Origin of the sequence: Plastoroseomonas hellenica, assembly GCF_018129085.1 — a bacterium.
In the GTDB taxonomy this organism is placed as follows: domain Bacteria; phylum Pseudomonadota; class Alphaproteobacteria; order Acetobacterales; family Acetobacteraceae; genus Plastoroseomonas; species Plastoroseomonas hellenica.
Map to the genome: position 1 here is coordinate 25,047 of NZ_JAAGBB010000007.1, position 25,948 is coordinate 50,994.

The 25,948-nt window shown below is 69.8% G+C and carries 28 protein-coding genes; 12 read left to right on the forward strand and 16 right to left on the reverse strand.

Annotated features, from left to right (window positions below; translation table 11 throughout):
- Window positions 1–134: 134 nt before the first annotated feature.
- From GXW71_RS07455 to GXW71_RS07475, 5 genes are all read right to left on the reverse strand, one after another.
- On the reverse strand, window positions 135–1,259 hold the full coding sequence (locus tag GXW71_RS07455; protein WP_211851791.1) for an OmpA family protein: 1,125 nt from the start codon (window positions 1,257–1,259) through the stop codon (window positions 135–137).
- Window positions 1,260–1,460: 201 nt separating this feature from the next.
- Window positions 1,461–2,486 (reverse strand): OmpA family protein, encoded by a 1,026-nt coding sequence (locus GXW71_RS07460; RefSeq protein WP_211851792.1) that lies wholly within the window; start codon window positions 2,484–2,486, stop codon window positions 1,461–1,463.
- Between the two features lie 211 nt (window positions 2,487–2,697).
- Window positions 2,698–3,816: a 5-(carboxyamino)imidazole ribonucleotide synthase gene (locus GXW71_RS07465; RefSeq protein ID WP_211851793.1), complete on the reverse strand. Its 1,119-nt coding sequence runs from the start codon at window positions 3,814–3,816 to the stop codon at window positions 2,698–2,700.
- Entirely contained in the window at window positions 3,813–4,307 is a 495-nt protein-coding gene (gene purE, locus GXW71_RS07470; RefSeq protein ID WP_211851794.1) for a 5-(carboxyamino)imidazole ribonucleotide mutase, read from the reverse strand. The genes GXW71_RS07465 and purE overlap by 4 nt, the downstream gene beginning before the upstream one ends.
- Before the next feature lie 153 nt (window positions 4,308–4,460).
- Window positions 4,461–4,661 carry a YdcH family protein gene (locus GXW71_RS07475; protein ID WP_211851795.1) on the reverse strand — a complete coding sequence of 67 codons (201 nt, stop codon included), beginning with the start codon at window positions 4,659–4,661 and terminating at the stop codon, window positions 4,461–4,463.
- 184 nt (window positions 4,662–4,845) lie between these two features.
- Here GXW71_RS07475 and GXW71_RS07480 point away from each other — a divergent pair, with 184 nt between their 5' ends.
- Complete coding sequence (locus GXW71_RS07480) at window positions 4,846–5,019, forward strand: YdcH family protein (RefSeq protein WP_211851796.1); 174 nt, start codon at window positions 4,846–4,848, stop codon at window positions 5,017–5,019.
- Between the two features lie 35 nt (window positions 5,020–5,054).
- Here GXW71_RS07480 and GXW71_RS07485 read toward each other — a convergent pair whose 3' ends face one another.
- Window positions 5,055–5,618: a DUF1013 domain-containing protein gene (locus tag GXW71_RS07485; RefSeq protein ID WP_211851797.1), complete on the reverse strand. Its 564-nt coding sequence runs from the start codon at window positions 5,616–5,618 to the stop codon at window positions 5,055–5,057.
- Between the two features lie 168 nt (window positions 5,619–5,786).
- On the opposite strand from GXW71_RS07485, the gene GXW71_RS07490 reads away from it, so the two are divergent.
- The gene (locus GXW71_RS07490) at window positions 5,787–5,981 is read left to right on the forward strand and encodes a DUF1192 family protein (RefSeq protein WP_211851798.1); all 195 of its coding nucleotides are present in this window, start codon (window positions 5,787–5,789) and stop codon (window positions 5,979–5,981) included.
- A 39-nt stretch (window positions 5,982–6,020) separates the two neighbouring features.
- Here GXW71_RS07490 and GXW71_RS07495 read toward each other — a convergent pair whose 3' ends face one another.
- Window positions 6,021–6,491, reverse strand: coding sequence for an Hsp20 family protein (locus tag GXW71_RS07495; RefSeq protein ID WP_211851799.1), 471 nt, complete (start codon window positions 6,489–6,491; stop codon window positions 6,021–6,023).
- Between the two features lie 279 nt (window positions 6,492–6,770).
- Here GXW71_RS07495 and GXW71_RS07500 point away from each other — a divergent pair, with 279 nt between their 5' ends.
- The gene (locus GXW71_RS07500) at window positions 6,771–7,748 is read left to right on the forward strand and encodes a Bug family tripartite tricarboxylate transporter substrate binding protein (protein ID WP_211851800.1); all 978 of its coding nucleotides are present in this window, start codon (window positions 6,771–6,773) and stop codon (window positions 7,746–7,748) included.
- Between the two features lie 17 nt (window positions 7,749–7,765).
- On the opposite strand, the gene GXW71_RS07505 is transcribed toward GXW71_RS07500, so the two are convergent.
- From GXW71_RS07505 to GXW71_RS07535, 7 genes are all read right to left on the reverse strand, one after another.
- Complete coding sequence (locus GXW71_RS07505; RefSeq protein ID WP_211851801.1) at window positions 7,766–8,821, reverse strand: LLM class flavin-dependent oxidoreductase; 1,056 nt, start codon at window positions 8,819–8,821, stop codon at window positions 7,766–7,768.
- A gap of 250 nt (window positions 8,822–9,071) precedes the next feature.
- Entirely contained in the window at window positions 9,072–9,302 is a 231-nt protein-coding gene (gene rpmE, locus GXW71_RS07510; protein ID WP_211851802.1) for a 50S ribosomal protein L31, read from the reverse strand.
- Window positions 9,303–9,411: 109 nt separating this feature from the next.
- Entirely contained in the window at window positions 9,412–10,068 is a 657-nt protein-coding gene (locus GXW71_RS07515; RefSeq protein WP_211851803.1) for an ABC transporter ATP-binding protein, read from the reverse strand.
- Window positions 10,061–10,882: an ABC transporter ATP-binding protein gene (locus GXW71_RS07520; RefSeq protein ID WP_246526377.1), complete on the reverse strand. Its 822-nt coding sequence runs from the start codon at window positions 10,880–10,882 to the stop codon at window positions 10,061–10,063. Before GXW71_RS07520 ends, GXW71_RS07515 begins: the two co-directional genes overlap by 8 nt.
- Window positions 10,879–11,814, reverse strand: coding sequence for a branched-chain amino acid ABC transporter permease (locus tag GXW71_RS07525; protein ID WP_211851804.1), 936 nt, complete (start codon window positions 11,812–11,814; stop codon window positions 10,879–10,881). Before GXW71_RS07525 ends, GXW71_RS07520 begins: the two co-directional genes overlap by 4 nt.
- Entirely contained in the window at window positions 11,811–12,746 is a 936-nt protein-coding gene (locus GXW71_RS07530; protein WP_211851805.1) for a branched-chain amino acid ABC transporter permease, read from the reverse strand. Before GXW71_RS07530 ends, GXW71_RS07525 begins: the two co-directional genes overlap by 4 nt.
- A 146-nt stretch (window positions 12,747–12,892) precedes the next feature.
- Window positions 12,893–14,200, reverse strand: coding sequence for an ABC transporter substrate-binding protein (locus tag GXW71_RS07535; RefSeq protein ID WP_211851806.1), 1,308 nt, complete (start codon window positions 14,198–14,200; stop codon window positions 12,893–12,895).
- 165 nt (window positions 14,201–14,365) lie between these two features.
- Here GXW71_RS07535 and pdxY point away from each other — a divergent pair, with 165 nt between their 5' ends.
- Window positions 14,366–15,220, forward strand: coding sequence for a pyridoxal kinase PdxY (pdxY, locus tag GXW71_RS07540; RefSeq protein WP_211851807.1), 855 nt, complete (start codon window positions 14,366–14,368; stop codon window positions 15,218–15,220).
- A gap of 21 nt (window positions 15,221–15,241) precedes the next feature.
- Here pdxY and GXW71_RS07545 read toward each other — a convergent pair whose 3' ends face one another.
- Both GXW71_RS07545 and GXW71_RS07550 read right to left on the reverse strand, forming a co-directional pair.
- Window positions 15,242–16,636 (reverse strand): MFS transporter, encoded by a 1,395-nt coding sequence (locus tag GXW71_RS07545; RefSeq protein WP_211851808.1) that lies wholly within the window; start codon window positions 16,634–16,636, stop codon window positions 15,242–15,244.
- Window positions 16,636–17,661: a YeiH family protein gene (locus GXW71_RS07550; protein ID WP_211851809.1), complete on the reverse strand. Its 1,026-nt coding sequence runs from the start codon at window positions 17,659–17,661 to the stop codon at window positions 16,636–16,638. The genes GXW71_RS07545 and GXW71_RS07550 overlap by 1 nt, the downstream gene beginning before the upstream one ends.
- A gap of 230 nt (window positions 17,662–17,891) precedes the next feature.
- On the opposite strand from GXW71_RS07550, the gene GXW71_RS07555 reads away from it, so the two are divergent.
- The 8 genes from GXW71_RS07555 (at window position 17,892) to GXW71_RS07590 (ending at window position 25,944) form a co-directional block, all read left to right on the forward strand.
- Window positions 17,892–18,881 carry a TAXI family TRAP transporter solute-binding subunit gene (locus tag GXW71_RS07555; protein WP_211851810.1) on the forward strand — a complete coding sequence of 330 codons (990 nt, stop codon included), beginning with the start codon at window positions 17,892–17,894 and terminating at the stop codon, window positions 18,879–18,881.
- Window positions 18,881–20,767 carry a TRAP transporter permease gene (locus GXW71_RS07560; protein WP_211851811.1) on the forward strand — a complete coding sequence of 629 codons (1,887 nt, stop codon included), beginning with the start codon at window positions 18,881–18,883 and terminating at the stop codon, window positions 20,765–20,767. Before GXW71_RS07555 ends, GXW71_RS07560 begins: the two co-directional genes overlap by 1 nt.
- Before the next feature lie 30 nt (window positions 20,768–20,797).
- The gene (locus GXW71_RS07565) at window positions 20,798–21,823 is read left to right on the forward strand and encodes an amino acid ABC transporter substrate-binding protein (protein ID WP_211851812.1); all 1,026 of its coding nucleotides are present in this window, start codon (window positions 20,798–20,800) and stop codon (window positions 21,821–21,823) included.
- A gap of 312 nt (window positions 21,824–22,135) precedes the next feature.
- On the forward strand, window positions 22,136–22,330 hold the full coding sequence (locus tag GXW71_RS07570) for a hypothetical protein (RefSeq protein WP_211851813.1): 195 nt from the start codon (window positions 22,136–22,138) through the stop codon (window positions 22,328–22,330).
- Between the two features lie 106 nt (window positions 22,331–22,436).
- Window positions 22,437–22,871: a hypothetical protein gene (locus tag GXW71_RS07575; RefSeq protein ID WP_211851814.1), complete on the forward strand. Its 435-nt coding sequence runs from the start codon at window positions 22,437–22,439 to the stop codon at window positions 22,869–22,871.
- A gap of 12 nt (window positions 22,872–22,883) precedes the next feature.
- The gene (locus GXW71_RS07580; protein WP_211851815.1) at window positions 22,884–23,264 is read left to right on the forward strand and encodes a hypothetical protein; all 381 of its coding nucleotides are present in this window, start codon (window positions 22,884–22,886) and stop codon (window positions 23,262–23,264) included.
- 68 nt (window positions 23,265–23,332) lie between these two features.
- The gene (locus GXW71_RS07585) at window positions 23,333–24,670 is read left to right on the forward strand and encodes a TolC family protein (protein WP_211851816.1); all 1,338 of its coding nucleotides are present in this window, start codon (window positions 23,333–23,335) and stop codon (window positions 24,668–24,670) included.
- Window positions 24,667–25,944, forward strand: coding sequence for an efflux RND transporter periplasmic adaptor subunit (locus tag GXW71_RS07590; RefSeq protein WP_211851817.1), 1,278 nt, complete (start codon window positions 24,667–24,669; stop codon window positions 25,942–25,944). The genes GXW71_RS07585 and GXW71_RS07590 overlap by 4 nt, the downstream gene beginning before the upstream one ends.
- The last annotated feature ends 4 nt before the right edge of the window (window positions 25,945–25,948 follow it).

A 25,948-nucleotide genomic window follows, 5' to 3' on the forward strand; every position in this document is an offset into this window, starting at 1 on the left:
GGCCCCCTTGTCGTGCGCGTGCTGAAGTCGGCGATCAGAGCGTGATAACAGAGGCGGAATCGCCGAAAGTCTGAATCACGCGATCAAACGAAGTGCCGGAGCATGGTGCGTGAGCGGCAGCGAACGCATCTGTCCTAGCGCAGTACGATCTCCACGCGCCGGTTCTGCGGCTCGCGCACGCCATCGGCGGTTGCCACCAGCGGCCGCGTCTCGCCGAAGGCGGTGATCGCGATATCGCCGCGGTCGACACCGTTGCGCACCAACTCCCCCGCCACCTGATCCGCACGGCGCTGCGACAGCCGCTGATTGTATTCCGGCGTGCCGGAGCGGTCGGCATGGCCGGCGACCTCGATCCGCGTGCTGCCGCCGGCGCGGCGGGCGTTCAGCGCGGCTTCGGCGATGATCTGGCGCGCGCGCTCCGTCAGGTCGGCGCGATCCCAGTCGAAAAAGACGAGGAAGGTCCGCACCGCGGAGGGCGCGGGCGCCGGTGGCGCCGGGGGCGGGGCAGGCGGCACGCCGTTGAAGGCATAGCGGATGCCGAGCAGTACGGAGTGGTTGTAGTTGTCGGTCTCGATGCTGCCGCCGGCCAGCCTTGCGCCGGTGGCGGCGTTCTCCGCCCGTATCGGCAGGTTCGGGCCGAGGGTCCCGAAGAAGCGGTACTCCGCAGTGAGCGCGGCGCCTGGCAGGAAATCCAGCGGGAAGGCGAAGCCGGCGATGCCCTGGAAGGCAAAGCGTCCATCGGTGCCGGTGGCGTGCAGCCGAACGCCGGCGGCGCTGCCGGTCAGGCGCATGTTCCGCCAATCCGTCACCGCGTAGCCGAGGCCGGCACCGACATAGGGCACCACTGGGCCGAAGCTGCCGAGGTCGAGCAGCAGATTGGCCATCACCCCGTAGGTGTCCTGCTGCCCGCCGATGCTCAGGCGGCCGGCACCGGTGAAACCGCCGGCACCTTCCAGATCGTTGCGGCGGAAATTGCCTTCCACTTCGGCCCGCAACCCGTTGCCGAAGCCCCAACCGAGGCTCAGGACGCCGGCAAAGCCGGGATCGAAGGACACGGAGCCGTTCTGATAGATGCCGAGGTTGCGCAATTGCTGCGCGGCATCGCTCTGGGTCGCGGCCCGGGTGTCAGGCAGTAGGTTCAGCCCGAGGCCGCCCGCCACATAGGGCCCGGTGACCGCATCACTCGGCTGCAGCACCTGCGCATCGGCGAGGCCCGGCACGGACAGGCCGACTGCAAGAAGGAACGCGACACGACGCATCTATGTCTTCCGACCATGAGCAGGCGCCCCTGGAGTCGGGCAAGCGCCGCAGCGCACCATAGCGCGAGCTGAAGGGCTCCGGAAGCTTTGGGATCGTAACCGGTAAGGAACTGGTGACCTGCCCAACGATGGCGCAACGAAAAGGGCGTCCGGTTTCCCGGACGCCCCTTCGTAGTCTCGCTGCTGAGACGTACTGCGCGATTAGCGCAGGACGATCTCGACGCGGCGGTTCTGCGGCTCGCGCACACCGTCGGCGGTCGGCACCAGCGGGCGGGTCTCGCCGAAGGCGCTGATCGCGATCAGGTTGCGGGCGATGCCGCGGCGCACCAGCTCGGCCGCCACGTTGTTCGCGCGGCGCTCGGACAGGCGCTGGTTGTAGGCCGGCGTGCCCGAACGGTCGGCGTGGCCGGCCACTTCGATGCGCGTCGTGTTCACGGACGGGGCGGCAGCGGCCGCCTCGGCAATGATCTGGCGGGCACGGTCGGTCAGGTCCGCACGATCCCAGTCAAAGAAGACCAGGTAGGTGCGGGCCGTCGCCTGCGGCACCGGCGCCGGGGCCGGGGCGGCTGCCGCGACCTGGCCGAAGTTGTAACGGATACCGGCCAGGATCGAGTGGTTGTAGTTGTCCATCTCGTAGCGGTTGCCCGGCAAGCCGGCGACCCGATACTCGTGGCCCGTCGTGCCCAGGAACCGGTACTCGGCGGTGATCGCCAGGCCCGGAACCGCGGGGATCGGGAAGGCCAAGCCGGCGATGCCCTGGAAGCCGAAGGCGCCGTCGGTGTCATCCAGACGCAGCGTGGAGCCAGGGCCCCGGCCGCGCAGGTCGACATCCTGCCAGATGTAACCCACACCGGCGCCGACATAGGGCTGCACCGGGCCGAGCGAGAACTCGTAGATCGCGTTCACCATGGCGCCGTAGGAGCGGACATTGCCGCTCAGGTTGGCGCGGCTGGTGAGGCCGGGAATACGGATATCCGCCCGGTCGCCCTCGTTCGAGCGGAAGCTGCCTTCCACCTCGAGGCGCAGACCGTTGCCGAACCCGTAGCCGACGCTCAGCACGCCGATATAACCGATATCGGTGCTGATCTCGACGCCGTTGTCCTTGGTGGAATGCAGATAGTTTCCACCGGCGCCGGCACCGACATAGATACCGGTAACCGGCTGGGCCTGGGCAGCAATCGGCAGCGACAGGACCGTCGCAGCCAGAAGGGCCTTTTTGAGGCTCATCCCTCTCTCCTCACGTTCAACGTGCATTCATTCGCATTGAGAACCGTCCGCTCACTTGAGCACACCGAGTCCTGCACTGCGTGACGGCACCCTAACACTGCTTCGCCGGAAAGGTCAGCCTATGTCCTGGCGTTTCCAGGCCTCTGTGGCGGAAAAGACACAGGGGGTGCTGGCAATTTGGCCACAGAGCCCGACGAAGCGTAACGCAGGGCTACAAACCCCCGATCGCCGTTCCATCCGTCATCCCGCCCAGGGCGCCGAGCGGTAAAAGCCGCGTCGCATGGCCCATTTTGCGGCCTTCCCGGGCTTCCGCCTTGCCATAGAGATGCGGCACGACATCGGCCATTCCGGTGAGCGCCGGCCAGCGCGCCATGCCCTCGGGCCCGACCAAGTTGCGCATCACCGCATCGTGACACCGCTCGGCCGGCGCCAAGGGCAGCCCGGCCACCGCCCGGATATGCTGATCGAACTGGCTCGCGGCGCAGGCATCCATTGTCCAATGCCCGGAATTGTGGGGGCGCGGGGCGATCTCGTTGCCGATCAGCCGGCCGTCGGGCAGCAGGAACAGCTCCAGCGCCGCCACGCCCACCAGCTCGAGCGCCTCCGCGACCCGCGTCACATGGGTCCGGGCGGCGGCGGCAACCGCCTCCGGCACCCGCGCCGGGGCGAAGCTGAGGTCCAGGATATGCCGGTGGTGCCGATTCTCGGCGATGTCGTAGACCGCGACGGCGCCATCGGCGCCGCGCGCCGCGATCGCCGAGACCTCGGCCGCGAAGGGCACGAAGCCTTCCAGGATCAGCGGCCGGGGGGCGAGCCGCTGCCAGGCCGGCTCCAGGTCCCCTGGTTGCCGCAGCACGGCCTGGCCGCGCCCGTCATAGCCAAGCCGGGTGGTCTTCAGCACCGCTGGCAAGCCGAGGGCCGCGACCGCTGCCTGCAACTCTTCGAGGCTTGCCACCGGCCGCCAGGGGGCGACCGGCACCCCGGCGGCCTCCAGGAAGCGCTTTTCCACGATCCGGTCCTGGCAGATGCCGAGCGCCTTGATCCCCGGCCGGCAGGGGGCGAGGGGCTCCAGCACCTCCAGCGTCCGCGCCGGCACGTTCTCGAACTCGAAGGTGACGACATCGACCGTGGCGGCAAAGCGCACCAGGGCGGCCTCGTCGAGATAGTCGGCAACGGTTCGCGCCGCCGCGACCTGCATGCCCGGCGAGTCCGGCTCCGGCGCGAAGACATGGCAGCGATAGCCGAGCCGGGCGGCGGCCAGCGCCGACATGCGGCCAAGCTGGCCGCCGCCCAGGATGCCGATGACGGCGTTCGGGGGCAGCGGGGTCAAGGCGTCGGATCCTGCGGTGCCTCGGGTACGGAGGCGGTCTGTCGGGCGCGATGCGCCTCCAGCCGGCCGGCCAGCGCCGGGTCGGTAGTCGCCAGGATGGCGGCCGCCAGCAGGCCGGCATTGGTCGCCCCCGCCTTGCCGATCGCCAATGTGCCCACCGGGATGCCGGCCGGCATCTGCACGATGGAGAGCAGGCTGTCCTGCCCGCGCAGCGCGTGGCTCTCGACCGGAACCCCCAGCACCGGCAGGCGGGTCATGCTGGCGACCATGCCGGGCAGGTGCGCGGCGCCGCCGGCGCCGGCGATGATGACCCGGAGCCCTCGTCCGGCCGCGCCCTTCGCATAGGCGATCATGCGGTCCGGCGTGCGGTGGGCGGAGACCACCAGGCATTCGAAGGGCACTTCGAGGGCGCGCAGCGCTTCCTCGGCATGCCGCATCGTCTCGTAATCGGATCGGCTGCCCATGATAATGCCGACCAGCGGAGCGTCCATTCCGATATTCCTAGTCCTGATCCCGCGGCCGCAGGCCGCCACCCGTTTCAGCGGCGGCGAGGCGAAGCCGATGCCCCGAGGCCGCGAATGCGGCCCGCCGCGAGTGCGGCGAGCCAAGCCGGCGGATGCCGGCGCCGGCGCCTGAGGCCTGAATCACGCAATAATATCCGGCAACAACCCGCTTTCCAGGCGCGTGATGTCGTCCTTGAGCTTCAGCTTGCGCTTCTTCAGACGCTGCAACTGGATCTGATCCACCGGCTGCATTTCCATGCGTGCGATCACCGTATCGAGATCACGGTGTTCACTCCGCATCTCGTGCAGCCGGCGGAGCATGGAATCGCGGTCTTCGATCATCGGCGCCCAATCTGTCTCCGGATCAACTTCCTGCGGGAAACACGTGCAACCGGAGCGGCCACCGGCTTACCATGAACCTCGCGCGGGCCTCCAGCATGGCCGATCGCGGCCCTGTGTGGCGACCCGCCGAGAGGCGGCCCGGTATTTCCCGGGCCGGTCAGGAAGGACGGAGGATCCCTGCCGCATGCCCACAGAGGCTCGACTCTCCACCTTGGAAACCCGCCATGCCGCGCTGGAGCGCCGCATCACCGACGAAGGCCAGCGGCCGGCACCCGATACGGGCGAACTGCACCGGTTGAAGCTCGAAAAACTCCGCCTCAAGGAAGAGATGGAACGTCTGCGACACCGGCCTCATTGATCTGAGACGCCGACCGAAGCCGGGGAGGGGTCGCCTCAGGCGGCGTCATCCTCGGCCGAGGGCGGCGGCAGATGCGCCGGGCGTTCCCCGGCGGCCGCAACGGCAGCATTGAGATCGCTCTGGGTGCAGAGGCCCAGGATCACCGGATCGCGCGGCTTGATGTTCGCGCTGTTCCAATGGGTGCGGTCCCGCACCTTGATGATCGTCTCCTTGGTCGTGCCGAGGAGCTTGGCGATCACCGCTTCACCCAGATGAGGATAGTTGCGCAGCAGCCAGGCGATGCCGTCCGGGCGGTCGTTGCGCTTGGCGACCGGCGTATAGCGGGCGCCCTTGCCGCGCTGCTTGGTCGGCGGCAGCGCCGTTTCCAGCAGATGCAGCCGGGTCGAGGGATCGGCCTCGCAGCGCGCGATCTCCTCCCGCGTCAACTGCCCGTTCGTCACCGGATCGTAGCCCACGATGCCCTGTGCGACCTCGCCATCAGCAATCGCCTGCACTTCCAGCGGGTGCATGCCGACGAAATCGGCCACCTGCTCGAAGGTCAGGGAAGTCTTCTCGATCAGCCACACGGCGGTGGCTTTGGGCATCAGCGGCGTCGGCATGCGAACCTCATCGCGGGGGGAAGCCCCCCTGGAGCAGATCACGGCCGGCCGATCGGGCTGGCGATGACGATGCTCGTCAATAGGAATGAAGTGGGTCGTGGCGCGGTATAAGGGGCGCGACGGGGCCGGTCAAAGCCCGAAGACGTCAACGGCCGAAGGGAATGCAGAATGGCGCTTTTCGAAGAAGAGGAACGCCCGCGCCCGGCGCGGGGCTTCGTGCCACCCTCTTTCGAGGGCTGGTCGGTCTCGGACCTCGAAGCCCATATCGTGGCACTACGGCAGGAAATCGCCCGTGCCGAGGCGGCGATCGCTGCGCGACAGGCACAGAAAGGCGCGGCCGAAGCCTTCTTCCGCAAGGAATAGGGCCCGGAGGGAATTCCCCCGGGCCCCGTTCCATCGGCATTACGCCGCCGCAGCAGCCTCGGTCGTGTCGTTCGCGAGCTGCGCCGAGGGCGCGTTGCCCACCGCGATGCGCCGCGGCTTCTTGGCCTCCGGCACCTCCCGCTTCAGGGAGAGCTGCAGCAAGCCGTTCTCCAGCGAGGCGCCGGTCACCTGGATGTGGTCGGCGAGCACGAAGCGACGCTCGAAAGCGCGGCCCGCGATACCGCGGTGCAGGTAGCGGCGGTTCGCCTCGGCCTCCTTGGCCCGGCCGGCCACGGTCAGCGTGTTCTCGAGAGTGGTGATCTCGATGTCCTCGGGGCCGAAGCCCGCGATGGCCATGGTCAGGGTGTACTCGTCCTCGGCCGTCCGCTCGATGTTGTAGGGCGGGTAGGCCGGGCCGTCGGCGGCGGCGCGGGCGCTTTCCATGAGGCGCGCCAAGCGGTCGAAGCCGATGGCGGAACGGAAGAGAGGGGAGAAATCGATCGCGTTCATCGGGGAACCTCCTGCTTCAGCAAGGTCCATTGCACGCCGGAGCATCCGTCGTTGGGCCCCCGTATCCGGGCAACCCGGGCCGTCAGCCCCGGACCGTCGACCCCTTTGGGCATCGTCGGCGGGCATGAGTTGGGCGTCGTCGTCAGCGCCTTCAAGATGCCTTCGGCCTTGATCCATCAGCGTGCCAAACGCTACTGAACCAGAATGGCGCGCGGCGAACCGGCCGCGATCGGGCGCCTGGCACGCGGCTTCGACAAGAACCGACCGAAGAGGTTGAAGATGCGAAGCCGGATCCTGCTGGCCGCGGCGCTGCTGCTGGCCGCGCCCGCCGCCTGGGCGCAATCATTCCCGACCCCGGGGCGCCCCGTCCTGCTGCTGGGCGGCTTTCCCGCCGGTACCCAGGCCGACATCTACTGGCGCTTGATCCAGAACCAGCTCTCGGCGGCACTCGGCGTGCCGGCGGTGGTCGAGGCGCGCAGCGGCGCATCCGGCAACATCGCGATGGAAGCGACGGCGCGCGCCGCGCCGGACGGCCATACGGTCCTGGCCGCGACGTCCGCGATGCTCGCGATCAACCGCGCGGTGCTGCCGCAGATGCCGATCGACACCCAGACCGACCTGGCGCCGGTGATGACGCTGTTCGAGGTGCCGAACGTGCTGGTGACCAGCACCGAGAAGCGCCCGCAATTCACGGATTGCCGGGCCCTGATCGGCGCCGCAAGGGACGCGCCGGGCAGGCTGAACTACGCGAGCAGCGGCATCGGTGCCTCGACCCATCTGGCGGCCGCGCAATTCGCGACGGCCGCCAGCATCAACATGGTGCACGTGCCCTATCGCGGCGGGCCTTTCGCGATGACCGCGCTCTATCAGGGCGATGCGGACCTGTTCTTCTACCAGTCGGGGCCCGTTCTGGATGATTGGCGGCTCGGGCGCGTCCGGCTGCTCGGCATCACCTCGGCGCAGCGGGTCGCGACTTTGCCGGAGGTGCCGACCATCGCGGAAGCCTGCGACATGCCCGGATTCGTCAGCACCACCTGGTACGGCATCGTGGTACCGGCGCGCACGCCACGCCCGATCATCGACCGGCTGCATGCCGAGATCCGCCGCGTGACCGACACGCCGGAGATCAGGAGCCGCATGGAGGCGATGGGTTTCACCATGATGCTGGGTGGGCCCGAGGAGATGCGCACGCGGCTGGCGGCGGATATCCCGCATTGGGCGGGCGTGGTGGAGCGGTCGGGCGCGCGGCAGCAATAGGCGGCGCCCGCATCCTGTCAGGAGGCGAGGCGCCGCGGCGCGGCGTCGAGGCCGCGCAGCACCGGCAGCACGCGTTCGCCGAAGCGCTCCAGCGCCGCGAGCACACGCGGCGCGGGCAGGCCGGTGAAGCCCATGTAGAGGCTGAGATGCGCCGGCGAGAGCACCCGGATGTCCTCGGCCAGGCGTTCGGCCACTGTCTCGGCGGGGCCGATCGCGCCGTTCGCCAGCAGCCATTCGATCGTCGGTTCACCATCGAAGGGGACGGAGCGCATCATCGGGCCGTCGCGCGGCGGCACCTCGTCGCGGAGCGAGAGCGTGGTGCGCGCCAGGCGCAGCAGGCCCTCGGCGGCCTGGCGCTTCTCGGCGGGATCGTCGGTGACGAAGACGTAGCGCTGCAGGGCGAGGCGGAGCGCCATTGCGGGCAGCCCGCCGGCGTCCAGCGCGGCCAGCAGCTTGTCGCGCATCGGCAGAGCGCCGGCGGCGCGGCGATGGCCCTGGCTGATGAAGAGCGCGCCGCCGGCGCGCGCCGCGCGCTGGATCAGCGCCGGCGTGCCGCCGGCCAGGAAGAGCGGCGGCATGCGGCCGGGGAAGGCGGCCAGTGGCGCTTCCGGGATGCGGTAATGGCGGCCCTCATGGCCGACCTGCCCGGTGGTGAGGCCGCGTTCGATGATGTCCCAGGATTCGTCCAGGATGCCCACCCGCTCGGCGATCGGCACGCCGAAGGTGCGGAACTCATGCGGCTGATGGCCGGTGCCGATGCCGAGCTGGATGCGGCCGCCGGTCAACGCCTGCAGCATCCCGACCTCCTGCACGACGCGGAGCGGGTGGTGCAGCGGCAGCACCACGACCGCCGGGCCTAGGCGGAGGCGCTTCGTCACCGCCGCGCAATGCGCGACCATCATCAGGGGCGAGGGGCAGACCGAGGCGCTGGTGAAGTGGTGCTCGGCGAACCAGGCGCCATCGAAGCCGAGCTCCTCGGCGAGCCGCACCTTCTCGACCGTCATGCCAAGGACGGCGGCCGGCGCCTCATCGGCGCGGTGCAGCGACATCAGGTTGAAGAGTGCGATTTCCATACAATGGTCTCCGGCTGAGCCGGAGACCAAGCAGGAAGGGTGCCATCCCAAGGGTCAGCGCGACCCGCGGCCGCAGGCCGCCACCCGAAAGGCCGGACTGCGAGGCGTCAGCCGACGCAGGCCGAGGCCGCGAATGCGGCCCGCGCGCGACCAACCGGCGCGCCGGGCGCACCGTGACAGCGCGCAAGCCAAGGCCGCGGATGCGGCCGCCGGCGCCTGAGACCTAAAAAAGACTCAGCAAGAAGGCCTTTCAGGCCTTCTTGCGAACCCCGATGCTGGCGAACTTCTTGTTGAACTTCGCGATCTGGCCGCCGGTGTCGATCACGCGCTGCTGGCCGGTCCAGGCCGGGTGCGACTTGGGATCGATGTCGAGACGAATGGTGTCGCCCGCCTTGCCGGCGCAGGAGCGGGTCTTGAACTCGAAGCCATCGGTCATGACGACCGTGATCTCGTGGTAGTCCGGATGGATGTCGGGCTTCATCGCGATGCTCTCAATATGTCCTGGGCGCCGCCGATGCCGACCGGCCGCGAAGCCCGCGCGTATAGGGGAAGCGGCCCAGGGGTGCAACCTTTGGGCCGGGGCGGGGCCTTCAGCCGGCCCCGATCTCCCCGCGCTCGATCTCCAAGGTCGCCTCCACCAGCGGTCGCAGCAGCTCCGGGTTGCTTTCGGTGATCAGGATCGCGAGGCCAGGCAGGGCGTCCCTGAGGCGCTTCAGCGCCTCCGCGTAGCGCTGGGCAAGGACCGGGGCGAGGCCCTGGAAGGGCTCGTCCAGCAGCACCGCGCGGGTGCCCACCATCAGCGCCCGGCCGAGCGCCACCATCTTGCCCTGGCCGCCCGAAAGCCCGCCCGCGCGACGGGGGGCGAGGTCCTTCAGCTCCGGCAGCAGGGTGAAGATCAGCTCCAGCCGCCGCGCCGCCTCTGGCCCCGGCAGGCCCAGCACCTCGGCCGGCAGCAGGATGTTCTCGCGCACGGAGAAGGTCCCGAACAGCCGCCGCTCCTCCGGCGCGTAGCCGATGCCGAGACGGGCGCGGTGATGCGCGGGCACCGAAGTCGCATCCTCGCCGCCGATCAGGATCCGGCCTTCGCCGGGCGCCAGCAGGCCCATCAGCGCGCGGAGCGTCGTGGTCTTGCCGGCGCCGTTCCGCCCAATGAGCGCGACGCGCCCGCCGGGCGGCACCTGCAGCGACACCCGGCGCAGCACCGGCGCGCCGGCGATGGCGACCGAGACGCCGTCGAGCTCAAGCATGGATGGCCCCCGATACGCCGATCACCTCCCGCTGCACCTCCGGATCCGACAGCACCGTGGCGGGCGGCCCGAGGGCCACGATCCGCCCCTGCGACCACACGGCCACCCGGTCGGCGAAGCGCGCCACCACATCCATGTCGTGCTCGACGAAGACCGCGGTCACCGCGGCATCCCGCAGCACCCGGGCGAGCGTCTCGACCACCGCCATCTTCTCGGATGCCGCGACGCCGGAGGTGGGCTCGTCCATCAGCAGCAGCCGCGGCTTCAGCGCCACCGCCATGGCGATGTCGGCAAGCTTGCGTGCGCCCTCGTTCAGGGTGTCGGCGCGGCTCTCCTCGATCGCCGAGAGGCCGAATCGGGCCAGCAGCTCCCGCGCCTCCTCGCGGATCTCCCGCCGCAGCAATGGCGCCAGCGGCGACCAGATGCCGAGGCGGGCGGCGATGGCGAGCGCCGCATTCTCCAGCACCGTGTGCTCGGTGAAGAGCTGGGGAAGCTGAAAGCTGCGCGCGATGCCGCGGCGGACGATGGCGCGCGGCGAGAGGCCGGTGATCCTCTCTCCCTCATGATGGATGCTGCCGGCCTGCGGGCGCAGATAGCCGGTCGTCATGTTGATGAAGGTGGTCTTGCCGGCGCCATTCGGGCCGATGATCGCGAGGAACTCGCCCCGCATCACCGAAAGGTCGATGCCATCAGCCGCGCGCACGCCCCCGAAGGCCAGCCGCAGCCCGCGCGCCTCCAGCATCACGCCCTGATCGGGCGGCGGCCGATTCAGCCCTTCGCGCCCTTCGGCGCTTCGATCATCGGACGCACTCATGCCCGCACCCGCCGGAACAGCCGCGCCAGCACGCCCCAGAGCCCGCCCGGCGCGAAGAGGATCACCAGCAGCAGCGCGATGCCAAGCGTGAGCTGCCAGAGATCGGCGAAGGCTGCCGCCGCATGCACCCGGATCAGCTCATAGGCGGCGGCGCCGAGGAAAGGCCCCAGCACGCCGCCGGCACCGCCCAGGATGGCGATGAAGACGAGCTCCCCCGATGTGGTCCAATAGGCGAGCAGCGGCGTCACATGCCGCGTCGTCATGGCGATGATGGCGCCCGCCGCCCCCGCCATCACCGCCGAGAACACATAGGCCGAGAGCAGCACATGCCGGGCCGGCACGCCCATGAACTCCAGTCGGGTCTCCCGCGTCTTGATGCCGGCGAGCGCCTGCCCCATCGGCGAGGCGAGGTAGAGGCGCGCGACGATGCCGAAGCCGAAGGCCAGCAGCAGCGCGATGGCGAACATCGCCCATTCGGCGCTCTCCCGCTCCGGTGAGAGCCCAGCGAAGGTGACAGGCGCCACGCGGATGCCATCGGTGCCCTTGGTGATGGCGTAGAACTTCTCCAGCATCGAATAGAGCACCATGCTGATCGCCAGGTTCAGCATGGAGAAGAAGATCTCGCGGTAGCGGGTGATGAACAGCCCGACCACGAGCCCGAGCAGCCCCGCGATGCCGGTCGCCAGCGGCAGCAGCACCAGCGCCTCGCCCATGCCGGGGGCTGCGAAGGCGACCACATAGGCGCCGACGGCGGCATACATGGCGTGCCCGAAGCTCACTTGCCCCGCCTTCAGCAGCAGCAGGATGCCGAGCACCGCCAGGCCCTTGGCCAGCGCGATGGTCAGCACGAAGCGGAGCCAGGGCGCGGCATAGGCGATGCCGACCAGCGCGGCGGCCCCCGCCAGCGCCAGCAGCGGTTCAGCGCGTCTCATATCCGCCGTGCCTCCGCCGCCCCGAAAAGGCCCTGCGGCCGCACCAGCAGCACCGCCACCATGATGATGTAGGGCATGACCACTTCCAGCTCCGGCGCGAAATAGACGGCGACGGAGCGTCCGAGCCCGATCAGCAGCGCGGTCAGCGCCGCGCCCTCGATCCGGCCGAGGCCGGCGGTTGCGATCACCGCGAAGGACAGCACGATGGTCTGCGCCCCGATCCCCGGCACCAGCGCGGTGGTCGGCGAAGCGAGCGCGCCGCCGAGTGCCGCCAGCATCGCGCCCGCGGTGAAGGTCAGCAGGAAGACGCGCTTCGCATCGATCCCCATCGCGGTCGCCGCCTCGCGGTCGGTCGTCACCGCGACGATCACCCGCCCGGTCAATGTGCGGCGCAGGAACCAGGCGAGCCCCGCCAGCGTCGCCAGCGCGACTGCGGGCAGCAGGAAGAGCTGGTAGGCGGTGAAGGGGATCACGTCGCCGGCGAAGGGGACGTCCACCGTGCCGAGCAGACGCATCGCTCCGTCATTGCTGACCGGTTGCACGCCCCAGATCAGCTTCTGCGCATCCTCCAGGATCATGAACAGCGCGAAGGTGACGAGGAGCTGGATCACCGGCTCCCCGGAGTAGATGCGGCGCAGCAGCAGCGCCTCGATCGGTGGGCCGAGCAGCGCGCCGACCAGCGCCGCCGCCACCAGCAGCGCCGGCAGCGCCGCCCAAGGCGGCAGGCCCTGCGCTGCGATGAAGGCGCTGAGCGAGGCCGCGGCATAGGCGCCGATCGCATAGAAGGACCCATGCGCGACGTTCAGAATCCGGAGCACGCCGAACACCAGGTTCAACCCGACCGCGACCATGAAGACGAGCGCCGCATAGGCGAGGCCGTCCAGGAGTGCCAGGCCGAGGAGCAGGCCGTTCTCGTGGAACCAGTCGATCATTCGCGAGCGCCTCTGGAGCGTGATGACTTGAGGCGGAATCGCCGAAAAGTCTGAATCACGCGATCAACCAAGGGCTGGAACATGGCTCGTGAGCCCAAGCGAACGAGTCATGTTCCAGATCGGTGCCCGCGCCGCGCGGCCGCGCGTCAAAGCGCTGCGCCCACGCGGGTTTCCATGCCCGGCCGCAGCGTCTTCAGCCAGTCGGTGCTCTTCTGGCCGACCGGCGCGCTGATCTCGGCGGCCGGGTAGCGGATCATCTTCTCCGGCACCGCATAGGGGAAACGTTCGGTGAAGGAGGAGAGGCCGACGATCTGCTCCTCCAGCCCCTGGCCGTCCTCGCGCAGCGTGATGCTCGCGGTCGGGGTCGGGAAGGTGAGGCCGCGGAAGGCATTCGCCAGCTCCTGGTCGTTCGGCCAGCCGCCGGACTTGGCCTCGATCGCCTTGGCGTAGGCGGCCTGGAGCGCCCAGATCGCCTGCGCCATGTGGTGCACCGGATAGATCGGGTACTCGCTGAAGCGGGTGCGATAGCCTTCGATGAAACGATCGAAGGCGGCGCGGTCGCGCGGCGCCGGGTGGTTGATCCAATGGTCGCCGCGGGCGCCGATGATGTGCCCGGCCGGCATCGTGCGCGCCAGCGCCGGCATCGAGGGCTCCCCGACCGGCATGACGAAGAGGCTGCGCTCGAGCAGGCGCCGCTCGGTCGCCTGGCGGATCAGCGTCGTCAACTCGCCGCCCCAGGAGGTGGTCAGCACGACATCGGGTCGGAGTGCCAGCAGGCGGGTGATCTCGGTCGAGAAATCGGTGCTGTTGAAGCGGGGGAACATTTCGGCGACCACCCTGACGCCGGGCTTCAGCGCGTCCATGGCGGTCTTCCAGAGCTCCCAGGAATCGCGGCCCCAGGCGTAGTCCTGGTTGAGCACGGCGATGGAGCGGAAATCCGGCTTGTGCTTCAGCAGATAGAGCAGCGGCGCCAGCACCTCCGGCGTGCCATAGCCCTGGGTGCGGAAGGCGAAGGGGTGGGGCCCTTCTTCGAAGCTGCGCTGGGTGCCGCAATCCCAGAGGATGGTGGTCTTGCGCAACTCGTCCGAGAGCGGCGTGCAGGCGAGGCAGGAGCCCGAGGAGATCGAGGCGAACATCACATGCACGCCTTCGGACTGCACCAGGCGGCGGAATTCGCCGACCAGATGTTCCGTGCCCGGGCCCTCATCCACGAAGAAGGGGCGCACCGGCACGCCGCCGATGCCACCGGCCCGGTTGATCTCGTCGAACAGCCATTCGGCGGCACGGCGCCCCGGCACGCCGAAGACGGAGGCGGGGCCGGAGAGGAAGGTGGTGATCCCGACCTTGAGTTCCGCGGGCTTGGCGACCGGCTGCGCCGACAGCGTGTGGGGCAGCAGGACGCCGCCGAAGCCGGCGGCGAGCAGCGCGTGGCGCCGGGTGATCTCAGCGGTCATGACGCATCCCTTCCCTCTGTCCCCTGCGCGGTGCGCGGGGCTTCGCCGCGCAGCATGGCGGCATGGCTTCGCAAAGGGAAGGGGCAGCGTGATTGACCCTTTGACCTGCCACGCATAGCGTCACCCGCCCGGTGCCGCGGGTGGCGCCATCGGCGGGGGCCACGCGTGACGCATTCGATTCTCTCGATCCAGTCCTGGGTCGCCTACGGCCATGTCGGCAATGCCAGCGCCATGTTCCCGCTGCAGCGGCTCGGTGCCGAGGTTTGGGCGATCAACACCGTGCAGTTCTCGAACCACACCGGCTATGGCGCCTGGCGGGGGCAGGTCTTCGATGCGCAGCTCATCCGCGATTGCGTCGAGGGCATCGCGGAGCGGGGCGCGCTGACGCGCTGCAACGCGATACTCTCCGGCTACATGGGCAGCGCCGCGATCGGGGAGGCGATCCTCGACGCCGCGGCGCGGGTCAAGGCCGCCAATCCCAGCGCCATCTGGTGCTGCGATCCGGTGATCGGCGATGTCGACCGCGGCATCTATGTACGGCAGGGTATTCCGGAGTTCTTCCGCGACCATGCGCTGCCGGCCGCCGAGATCGCGACGCCCAATCAGTTCGAGCTGGAATGGCTGACCGGCGGCGCCATCGCGACGCTCGCCGATGCCAAGCGCGCCATCGCGGCACTCCAGGCGCGCGGCCCGCGCCGGGTATTGTTGACCAGCCTCCGCATCGACGACACGCCCGCCGACGCCATCGAGATGCTGGCGGGTGAGGGGGGCGGTTTCTGGCGCGTCCGCATGCCGCTGCTGCCGGTTTCGGTGAACGGTGCAGGGGATGCGATCGCGGCGCTGTTCCTGTTCCACACGCTCGCCGGGCGTGGCGTGGCGGAGGCGCTTTCGGCCAGCGCTTCCTCGATCCATGGCGTGCTGGCGGCGACCGCGGCGGCGGGGGCGCGGGAGATCCAGACCGTCGCGGCCCAGGAGGAATTCGTCAGACCGTCGCAGATCTTCGCGCCGCGTTGGGCGTGACGCGGGCAGGGGTGGAGTTTCTTAGCCGCGCCGATGCCCGGTCACTTCGGCGCCGGCATCGGGCGAGAGGTGCAGGCTCATCGGTACCGAGAGCAGCGCCACCAGCCCGGCGACCACGAAGGCCAGCTCGAAATCCGCCAGCCCGGCGCTGTCCCGCCCGCCGATCGCCATGCCGATGGTGATCACGGCGCTGGCCAACACGACGCCGAGCGCCTGCGGCAATTGCTGTGCGGTGCCGTAGAGGGAGGTGCCGGCGGAGAGCTTCTCGGCCGGCAGGTCGGCGAAGGCCAGCGTGTTGTAGGAGGTGAACTGCAGCGACCGTGAGAGCCCGCCCGCCGCCAGCACCGCGAAGATCGCGTAGCCCGGCCAGGCCGGCGTGAACAGCGCGCCCGCGGCGAGGCCGGCGGCCGCGATCGCGCCATTGCCGAGCAGCACGCGGCGGAAGCCGAAGGCGCGCAGCAGCGGCCGTGTCATCGGCTTCATCGCGAAGGCGCCGACCGCGGTCGCGAAGGCGATCGAGCCGCTTTCGCTCGCGCTCCAGCCGAAGCCGGTCTGCAAGGTCAGCGCCAGCAGGAAGGGGGAGCAGCCGGCGGCGATGCGGAACACGGTGCCGGCCACCACCGAGGCGTGGAAGGTCGGGATCCGGAGCAGCGAGAGGTCGATCGCCGGCTGTTCCACCTGCCGCGCATGCCGCACCGCCAAGATCCCGATCGCAAAGCCGACAGCGATGGCGCTGCCCCAGACCGCGGCGGAGACCAGGCCGCGCCCGGCATTCTCCAGCCCGAACATCAACAGCGCCAGCGCCAGGCCGGCGAAGACCAGGCCGCGGGCGTCGAGCGGCGGCGGTGCCGAGGGCAGCGGCTTCGGCACGAAGCGCCAGGCAGCCAGCAGGCCGATCATGCCGACGGGTATGTTGATCCAGAACACCCAGCGCCAGGACAGCGCATCGGTGACGAAGCCGCCGAGCGGTGGCCCGATCACCGGCCCGATCAGCGCCGGCATGGTGAGCCAGGTGGTGGCCTGGATCAGCTCGTCCTTGCGCACCCCGCGCAGCAGCAGGAGGCGCCCGACCGGCACCATCATGGCGCCGCCGATGCCCTGCAGGATGCGCGCCCCGACCAGCTCCCCAAAACCTTGCGCCGCGCCGCAAAGCGCTGACGCGGCGGTGAAGATCACGATCGCGACCAGGAAGATCCGCTTGGCGCCGAAGCGGTCGGCGATCCAGCCGGAGGCCGGGATGAAGACGGTGAGCGAAACCAGGTAGGCGGTGACCGCGGCGCCGAGATGGGCCGGCTCCATCCCGAAGTCCCGCGCCATCGCCGGCAGCGCCGTCGCGACGGCGGAGCCATCCAGGTTCTGCATGAAGAGCGCGCTGGCGACGACCGCCGCCGTCAGCCGCGGGTCGCCGGCGCGCATCAGCCGATCATCTTCACGCCGGCCCAGGCGAGGGTCGCGATGAAGACGCTGCTCAGCACGCCGAGCGCCAGCGGCCGTACGCCGCGCGCGCTGAGCGCCCGGAGGTCGGTCGAGAGCCCGAGCGCCGCGACCGAGGCGGCGAGCATCAGCGGCACCAGGACGCGGCTGGCGTCCACCGCCTCGCGCGGCACCAGCCCGGTGCTGCCCAGCGCCACGAGCGCCAGGAAGCCGAAGGCGAACCAGGGCACCGGCGCCTTCACCGCGCCCTGCTCGGTATGCGCCGACCGCGCCACCCACCAGCCGAGGGCGAGCAGCGCGGGTGCCAGCAGGAAGACGCGGGCGAGCTTCATGACGGTGCCGCTCTGCGACGCGGCTTCGCCGCCGGCCGCCGCGGCGCCGACCGCCTGCACCACCTCATGCACCGCCGCCCCGGCCCAGAGGCCGTAATCGACGGCATCGAAGCCGAGCGGCGCGGCGAGCCCCGGGAAGATCAGCATCGCGGCCGTGCCGCAGAGGGTGATGACGGCCAGCGCATAGGTCACGTCCTCGCCGCGCCCGCGGATCACCTGGTTGGCGGCGACGATCGCCGAGGCGCCGCAGATCGCGGTGCCGGTGCCGATCAGGGTCGAGAGCTGCCGGTCCACCCCGAGCAACCCGCCGAGCCAGACGGTGACCGGCAAGGTCAGCGCCACCACCGCGACCGCCAGCGCCAAGGCCCCCGGCCCAAGGCCGATGAGCTGGGTCAGCGTCACCTGGAGGCCGAGCAGCACGATCGCCGCGCGCAGCACCGGGCGTACGGCATAGGCGATGCCGGGGGTCAGCGCCGGCCGCGCCCCGATCGCCGTGCGGATCGCGATGCCGATCACCAGCGCCACGACCACCGGGTTGAGCGCCGCGATACCCGATTGGGCGCGGAGCAGGATGGCGATCTCGGCGATGACGAAGGCAATGGCGAGCCCTGGGGCGAGGCTGCGCAGGCGCAGGAGGAGCGGAGCAGGCGCCGCGGCGCCGGAAGGTGCAGCCATGAGGCAGGGATATGTCCAAGAAACAGGCGGACGCTCGCCCCACCCGCCGATTCCGTCAACCCGCGCCATTGCCCTGGGACTTGCAACCCGTCCATGATCGGGCCGCCAGGGGGGCGGCGCCATGCAGCGCGTCACGGCCGCCCTGGGCATTCGTTTTGACGAGCATCTTCACCGGTTCGCGGAATTCCGCCCGAACCGGAGCTGCTCCAGGTGAACAGGGGGCTTCCGGCATGTTCCAACCCAAGGCGACCCGTCGCGTGGTCCTGGGCTCGGCCCTGGCCATGCCCTTCATCCGCTCCGCCGCCGCCCAGCAGACCTATGAATGGGTCGCGGGCTCGCTCGGCGGCGGCTGGTACACCATGGCGGCCGGCGTCTCCGCCCTGATCAAGGACGAGAATCCGGATATCCAGATCCGCGTCGTCCCCGGTGGCGGCCTCGCCAACTCCACGCGCGTGAACAACGGGCAGAGCCAGATGGGCTGGGGGATCGATGCTTTCGCGGCCGCCGCCGCCAAGGGCGAGGACCCCTACAACCAGAAGCACGAGCGGCTGCGCTGCCTCGGCAGCGGCTACAGCCCGACCGAGCACAATTTCCTCCGCCGCGCCGATGCGGGGCCGGAGGATATGCGCGCCATCCTGACCCAGCGCGGCCTGCGCCTCGGCACCGCGCAGCGCTCCTCGACCGACGAGATGACCCTGCAGCGCGCGATGCGCTTTCTCGGCACCTCGCCGGACAAAGTTCGCGCCGAGGGTGGCCGCTACCTGAGCGCGAGCTACAACGACATCGCCGCCGCCTATGGCGATGGCCAGGTCGACTATATCTACGTGGCGCTGGCCAAGCCCGCCGCGATGCTGACCGAGGTCTCCCAGGGGCGGCGCCCGACCCGCCTGGTCGCCTTCCCGCAGGATGTGCGCGACCATTTGGAACAGACCTATGCCTATAGCCAGGGCATCATCCCGGCCGGCACCTACCCGCAATTGCAGTCGGCGGATGTGCCGGTGACGACGATGGACAGCGTCATCATGGTGCACGAGACCCTGCCCGACGACATCGCCTATCGCGTCACCCGCACCCTGATCCGCAACAAGGGCCAGCGCCTGGTGACCATCCATCCGAGCATGGGGGCCTGGGATCCGGCGGTCTCCTGGCGCTATCAAGGCCTGCCGCTGCATCCCGGTGCCACCAGGGCCTTCCGCGAGGCCGGCGTGATGCCGGCCTGATGCGGGAGCTGCCGAGCGGGCTGCGCTACGCCATCCTCGCGCTGATGGCGGGTGCCGCCGCGGTGCATCTCTATTTCGGGGGCTATGGCTTCCCCGAACCCATCACCATGCGCGGCTTCCACCTGCTGATCTTCGTGCCGCCGCTGTTCCTGCTCTATCCGGCCTTTCCCGGCCGGTCGCCGGCGCGCTGGCCGAGCGTCTTCGACTGGCTCTGGGCGATCATCGCCGCGGTGCCGCATGCTTGGGTGCTCTGGTATGCCGATGCGGTCAGCGACCGCATGGAATACGTCGATCCCTTCACGCCGCAGATGATGGCGCTCGGCATCATCTGCATCATCACGCTGCTGGAGGCGACGCGGCGCGCGGTGGAGCCGGGGCTCGCCTGGATGGTGGTGGGCTGCCTCGCCTATATGTGGTGGGGGCATCATTTGCCCGGCGTGCTGAACACCCGCGACTTCACCCTGTCCGAGATCGTCGAGAGCGCCTGGCTGGTGCCGACGGCGGGCGGTGTCTATGGCCCGCTGACCGGCATCGTCGCGACCACCATCGCGGTCTTCATCATCTTCGGCGCCTTCATGCAGGGCAGCGGCACCGGGCGGCTGTTCTCCAATTTCGGCGCCATCGCCGCCGGACGCTTCACCGGCGGCCCGGCCAAGGTCGCGGTCGTCACCTCCGGCCTGTTCGGGACCATGAGCGGCAGCTCCGTCTCCAACGTCATCACGACAGGCGCGATGACGATCCCGCTGATGAAGCGCATCGGCTACAGCCCGGCGGTCGCGGGCGGGATCGAAAGCGCCGCGTCGGTCGGCGGCGCGCTGATGCCGCCGGTGATGGGCGCCGCTGCCTTCGTGATGGCCGAGATCACCAATATCCCCTACAGCGAGATCATCGTCGCAGCCGCTCTCGGCGCCGTTCTCTATTACTTCGCGATCCTTGCCGCCGTGCATTTCGAGGCGAAACGCGCCGGCATGAAGCCGATGCCGGCCTCGGAGATTCCGGCGCTGCGCGAAATCCTGGCCGATCTCCACCTGATCCTGCCGATCGTGGCACTGGTCTGGCTGATGGGCGAGCGCTGGAGCGGCAATTTCGCGGCCTTCTGCGCCACCATGGGGATGATCGGCATTGCCATGCTGCGGCGGCGGACGCGCATGTCGCCGCGTGCGATCTTCGATGCGCTGGCCAATGCCGGGCTGACCATGGCGCCGCTCGCGGTCTCGATCGCCGGTGCCGGCATCGTGGTCTCGGCGCTGACCGCGACCGGCATGGTCGTCGCCTTCGGCGGCATCATCAAGGAGCTGGCGGGCGGCCAACTCGGTCTGCTGCTGGTGTTGCTGGCGATCACCGTGCTGGTGCTCGGCCTCGGCATCCCGACCACGCCTTCCTACATCATCGCCGCCGCGATCGGCGTGCCGCAGCTCATCGCGCTCGGCGTCGACATGCTGCCGGCGCACCTCTTCCTGTTCTATTTTGCCGTCATCGCCGATGCGACGCCGCCGGTCGCGGCCGCCGCCTTCGCCGCGGCGGCGATCGCCGGAGCCAGTCCCACCATCACCAGCGTGCATGCGACGCGCTTCGGCATCGCCGGCTTCACGGTCGGCTTCGCCTTCATCTACGACCCCGGCATCATGCTGCATGGCAGCCTGGTCGAGATCGTCAGCGCCGTTCTGCTGCAGGTCGCGGCACTGACCCTGGTGACCAGCGCCTATGCCGGCTTCCTGCTGGCCCCGCTCGGTGTCCTGCTGCGGGTGATGATGGGCGCGGCCGGCCTGGCGACCGCCTTCGCGCACCAGTTGCCGGACGGCGCCAGGCTCGCGATCGGGATCGGCGTTCTGGTGCTGGTGAGTGCCTGGCAGACCGTTCGCGCGCCAAAGCGCCGCATCGCCTGAGACGGCACGCCACGGGGAGAAAACACAATCATGCTCAGGTTCCTGCTCGGCGCGCTGCTGGCGTTGCCGTTCGTGGGCGAAGCCACAGCCCAGGCCGTGCAGCCCGGCCCGACGCTCGCCGCCGTTCGCCAGCGCGACGTGCTGGTCTGCGGGGCGCATCCGGGCGCGCCGGGCTTCGGCATCATGGACAGCCAGGGCGTCTATCGCGGCCTCGATGCCGATACCTGCCGCGCCGTCGCCGCCGCCGCGCTGGGTGATGTCAACAAGGTGCGCTTCATCGTGCTGACGTCCCAGGCGCGGCTGCCGGCGCTGCAATCCGGCCAGATCGACCTGCTGGCGCGTAGCACCACCTGGACGCATGTGCGCGACACCGCCAATGGCCTGAACTTCACCGCCGTGAATTTTTTTGACGGCCAGGGCTTCCTGGTCCGCCGCAGCGCCAATGTGGAGCGCGCGGCGCAGCTCGACGGCGCCACCGTCTGCGTCACCAGCGGCAGCACCAGCGAGCTGAACCTCGCCGACTGGGCGCGCAGCCACAATGTCCGCATCCAGCCCTTGATCTTCGAGCAGAACGACGAGACCCGCAACGCCTATGTCGCCGGCCGCTGCGACGCCTTCTCGACCGATGCCTCCCAACTCGCCGGCATGCGCGCGGCGCTGCCGAACCGCGATGACCACGTCGTCCTCAACGACCGCATCAGCAAGGAGCCTCTGGCGCCCGCCGTCCGTCACGGCGACGACCAGTGGTTCGACATCGTGCGCTGGACCGTCTTCGCGCTGATCGAGGCGGAGGAGCTCGGCGTCACCCAGGCCAATGCCGAGCAGATGCTGCAGAGCGCCAATCCGGCGATCCGGCGGCTGCTCGGCAATGCCGGCGATCATGGGCCAATGATGGGGCTCGACCGGCGCTGGGCCTATAATGCCATTCGCGCGATGGGCAATTACGGCGAGATCTATGACCGTCATTTCGGCCCGAATACGCCGATCGCGCTGCCGCGTGGCATCAACGAGCTCTGGACCCGGGGCGGGCTGATGTACGCGATGCCGATCCGCTGAACGGTGGCGAGGAGCCGCGCTGCCTGGCGGACCCCGCGCTTCAGCGACCTATCGCAAGAGGCGCCCAGGCGCATCGACGGGTGCGGGACCTCAATTGAGGTATGTACTCTTCGATAGAGCCGCCACCGCGTGGTTTCAAATACTTGGAATGTTATATTGAAATGCTGGATATGTTATACTGACGCGCAAAGATGACAAAAAGTTTCAATGTCTTTTGACTTCTGTTCGTTTGGCTTACCTCCGCATCGCCGACCGGGATGTGATGCATTCTTGGGTCGGCGAGCCGGATGTCGAACAGAAGGAACGAGAAGAATGAAGCGCTTGCTCGTCGCGGCGATGCTGATCGCCTCGGGTGTCGCTGCCGCCGAGGCGCGGGAGGCGGCCGTTCCAGCCGCTGCCGGCGGCTACCAGTGCAGCCATTTCGTCCTGCCGGAGAACCTGGTGCCGTCGGATGCTTCCTTCGGCAAGCATCTGGCCGCGCAATACAACAACGCGAATGGCGAGTGAGCGCGGAGGTTTCCCGAGGGCGATCGCCGTGCGCCTGGTCGCAGCTTTCCGATAGGTGTCTTCCATGTCATATGACCGCGCGAAGCCTTCGGAGGATGGAGTGGGAATGACTGTCATCCCGCGGATGTCACGGCGGCACGCCCTCGCAAGCCTGCCGATCGCCGCCCTGATCGCCGCGCGGGCGGGCACCGCACAGGCACAGGGCTCGGGCCATGGGCATACGCATGCCCATCACGGCGGGCAGGCGCAGAGGATCGGCCGCTACGAAGCGGAGCTCGTCGTCCGCGGCGCGGATGTGACCCTGCATGTGCTCGACGAAGCGGATCGCCCGGTGGATGCGTCCAGGCTCGTCGCCTCGGCCCAGGTGCTGGCCAGCGGCAATCAGCAACGGACGCTGGAGCTGCGGCCCGCCGGTGAGAACCGGCTCGCCGGTCGCGTTGATTTCCGGGTCGATGGTCGCTTTCGGGCGACAGTGACCCTGCGCGAGACGAGCGGGGCAGAGATCGGCAGGGCGCGCTACAGCCTTGACGTCGCCCGCTAGCCAATCGGGCCGATGACGCTTCCACGCCTTCTGCCAGCGCTGCGCCTGGCCCGGATCCGCCGGGCGGTGGCGCTGGTCGTGGCGTTGGTTTTCATGATGCTGTCCGCGACCCCGGTCCTGGCGGATGCCCCAACCTTGCCGGGCGCCGGCGACAGTGCCCCCAAGGTCGAGCTGCTGCTGACGCAGGCCGCCGAGAATGGCACCTCCGGCGATCCGGGGCCGCCGGACGCGTCGCATATGCTGTCCTGCCATTGCCACGCCGTCATGGGCGGTGATCCCGAGCCCTACGAGCTGACCTTCGCCGCCGGATCGATTGGCGGCATGCTGCCGCTGCCTGAACACCCGCTGCACTCGCGCTCTGCAGCGCCGCCCAGCCGGCCTCCCTGTACCTGACGCATCGCCTTGCCTGAGCGGACGCGCGCCCGCGCGCCGCTGCTGTGGTGACGTCAGAGCAGGATATCATGCGATTTCTCATAGTTGTGGTCGCTGCCGCCACCATGGCAGCGGCGATGCCCAGTGGCGTCGCCCAGGCTGATGACCGGCCCAGGCAGCGCGGCGCCGCAGCCTCGCCGGCCCCTGCGCGTGGCGGCATGGTCAGGGTCAGTTCGCCGGACGAGGCCGTGGACCTCGCCCTCCGCCGCTCGCCATTGGTCGGTTCTGCGGAAGCGGCAACCCGAGCGGCACGCGGCGAGCTGCGCCAGGCCGGTCTATTGCCGAACCCCGAACTCAGCGTGACGGCCGAGAACGCTGCGGGAACCGGGCAGTACCGCGGGGCCCGAAGCCTGGAGACAACGGCGGAGCTCCGGCAGAGGCTTGAGGTCGGCGGGCAGCGCGCTGCCCGCGTCGGCGTCGCCCAGAGCGAAGTTGCTTTGGCGGAGCGCGAACTGCTGGCCGCCCGCCTCGATCTGGTTCGTGACGTGCGCAAGGCCCTGGCCGATGCCATCGCGGCGCGGCGGGCGGTCGCGATCGAAGCCGAGCGTGCCCGCCTTGCGCAGGAGACGCTCCGGACCGCCCGGGAGCGGGTCCAGGCAGGCCGCGACGCTGTCTTGCAGGAGCGGCGCGCGGAGGTCGTGCTTTCGACGGCTGAGTTGGGTCGCCAGCGGGCGGAACGCATGGCCGAGTTGGCGCTGCGCGTGCTGGCGACACTGCTCGCTGCGGACGCCGTGGAGCTCAGCCGGTCGGATCGCTGGTTCGACCAGATCGGCTCGGCCCCGGACGGCGCGGGCGCACCGCAGCCGGAGGAGGCTGGGGCCAATCCGGATTTCGCGCGCTGGAACGATGCTCTCCAACGCGCCCAGGCGGCGCTGGAGCTGGAGCGGCGCCGCGCGGTCCCGGATGTCACGCTGGGGCTCGGCGTCCGGCGCTACCGCGAGACCCATGACACGGCGATGCTGCTGAGCCTCTCGGTGCCCTTGCCGGTCTTCGACCGCAACCAGGGCGGCATCGCCCGGGCCGGCGCGCAGCTCAGCCAGGCGGAATTCGCCGCGGACAATGCCCGCCGGACGATCGCCACCTCGCTCGGCCAGGCGCGGGCACAGCTCGCGATCGCCTGGCGCGAGGCGAACGGCCTGCGGCGCAGCGTGCTCCCGGCGGCAGAGCAGGCCTTTGGCTTCGCACGCGCCGGCTACCAGGAGGGCCGCTTCGCCTTCCTCGAGGTTCTCGACGCGCAGCGGACCCTCTTCGAGGCGCGCGGGCAGCTTAATGAGGCGCTGCGGGAATTCCATATGCGCCGGGCCGAGGCCGATCGCCTCGCCGGCGTCCCGAACCTGCCAACCCAGAGCGCGGGAGACCGGCGATGAGCGCCAAGGCCCTTCTTCTGGCGACCACGGTCGCAGCGGCCGGCTTCGTGCTTGGCGGCGCGGTGACCCCGTTGTTCGAGACGACGCGATCGGTCGCCGCCTTTCTCCGCGGGTCGGTGGCGGCAGAGCCGCCTGGTCGCGCCCCTGCTCGAGAAGCTGCCGGCCATGGCCACAATCATGGGCCCGGCGAGGCGCATGCGGAAGGCGAGACAGAAGGCGCGATCAGCCTGACGGAGGAGCAGATCAGCGCCGCGGGCATCGGGGTCGGCCCGGTCGGTGGCGGATCCATCGCGCGGCGGGTTGCCGTCCCCGGGACCATTGCCCCGAACGCGGACCGGCTGGCCCGCGTGGCTGCCCGGGTCACCGGCACGGTCGTCGAGCTCCGGCGGCGCCTCGGGGACAGCCTGGCGGCGGGCGATGTCCTCGCGGTCGTCGAAAGCCGGGAGATCGCCGAGGCCAAGGCCGACTACCTCGCGATGCTGCGGACCGAGGCGCTCGCGCGCAACACGGCCGAGCGCGAACGCAGGCTGTTCGAAAGGCGGGTTTCCGCTGAACAGGATCTCCTGAAGGCGCAGACCGAAGCCGAGGAAGCCCGTATCCGCCTCGATCTCGCACGGGCGAAGCTCGCCGCATTGGGCCTATCTGCCGAAGAGATCGAGGCGCTGCCGCAGCAGCCCATCGCGTCCCTGCGTCGGCAGGAGATCCGGTCACCGATCGCCGGACGCGTGACCGAACGGCGTCTCGACCTCGGTGCTGCGGTGGCGGCCGACACGCTCGCTTTCGTCGTGGCCGATCTCTCCACTGTCTGGGTGGAGATGGCGGTGCCCGGCGGCGAGGTGGGAGACATCCGCGAAGGGCAGGCGGTCGTCATCAGGCGGCAGGACGCGGAACCGGCCGGCGAGGGCAGGATCATCTTCGCGAGCCCGGTCCTCGACACCGAGACGCGCACGGCGCGCGTCGTTGCCGAGTTGCCGAACCCGTCCGGGGTCTGGCGTCCCGGCAGCTTCGTCACGGCCGCCATCGCGACCGAGGAGCAGGAAGTTGAGATCCTCGTCCCGCAGGCGGCCCTGCAGACCATGGGGGCGGAGACCGTGGTCTTCGTGCGTACCGAACAGGGCTTCGAGCGTCGCGAGGTCGTGGTCGGCCGCCGTGACGAGCAGGTCGCGGAGATCGTCTTCGGGCTCGACGCCGGTGAGAGGATCGCGATCAGCAACACCTTCGTGCTGAAGGCGGAGATCGGCAAGGCCGAGGCCGCGCACGGTCACGCGCATTAGGTCC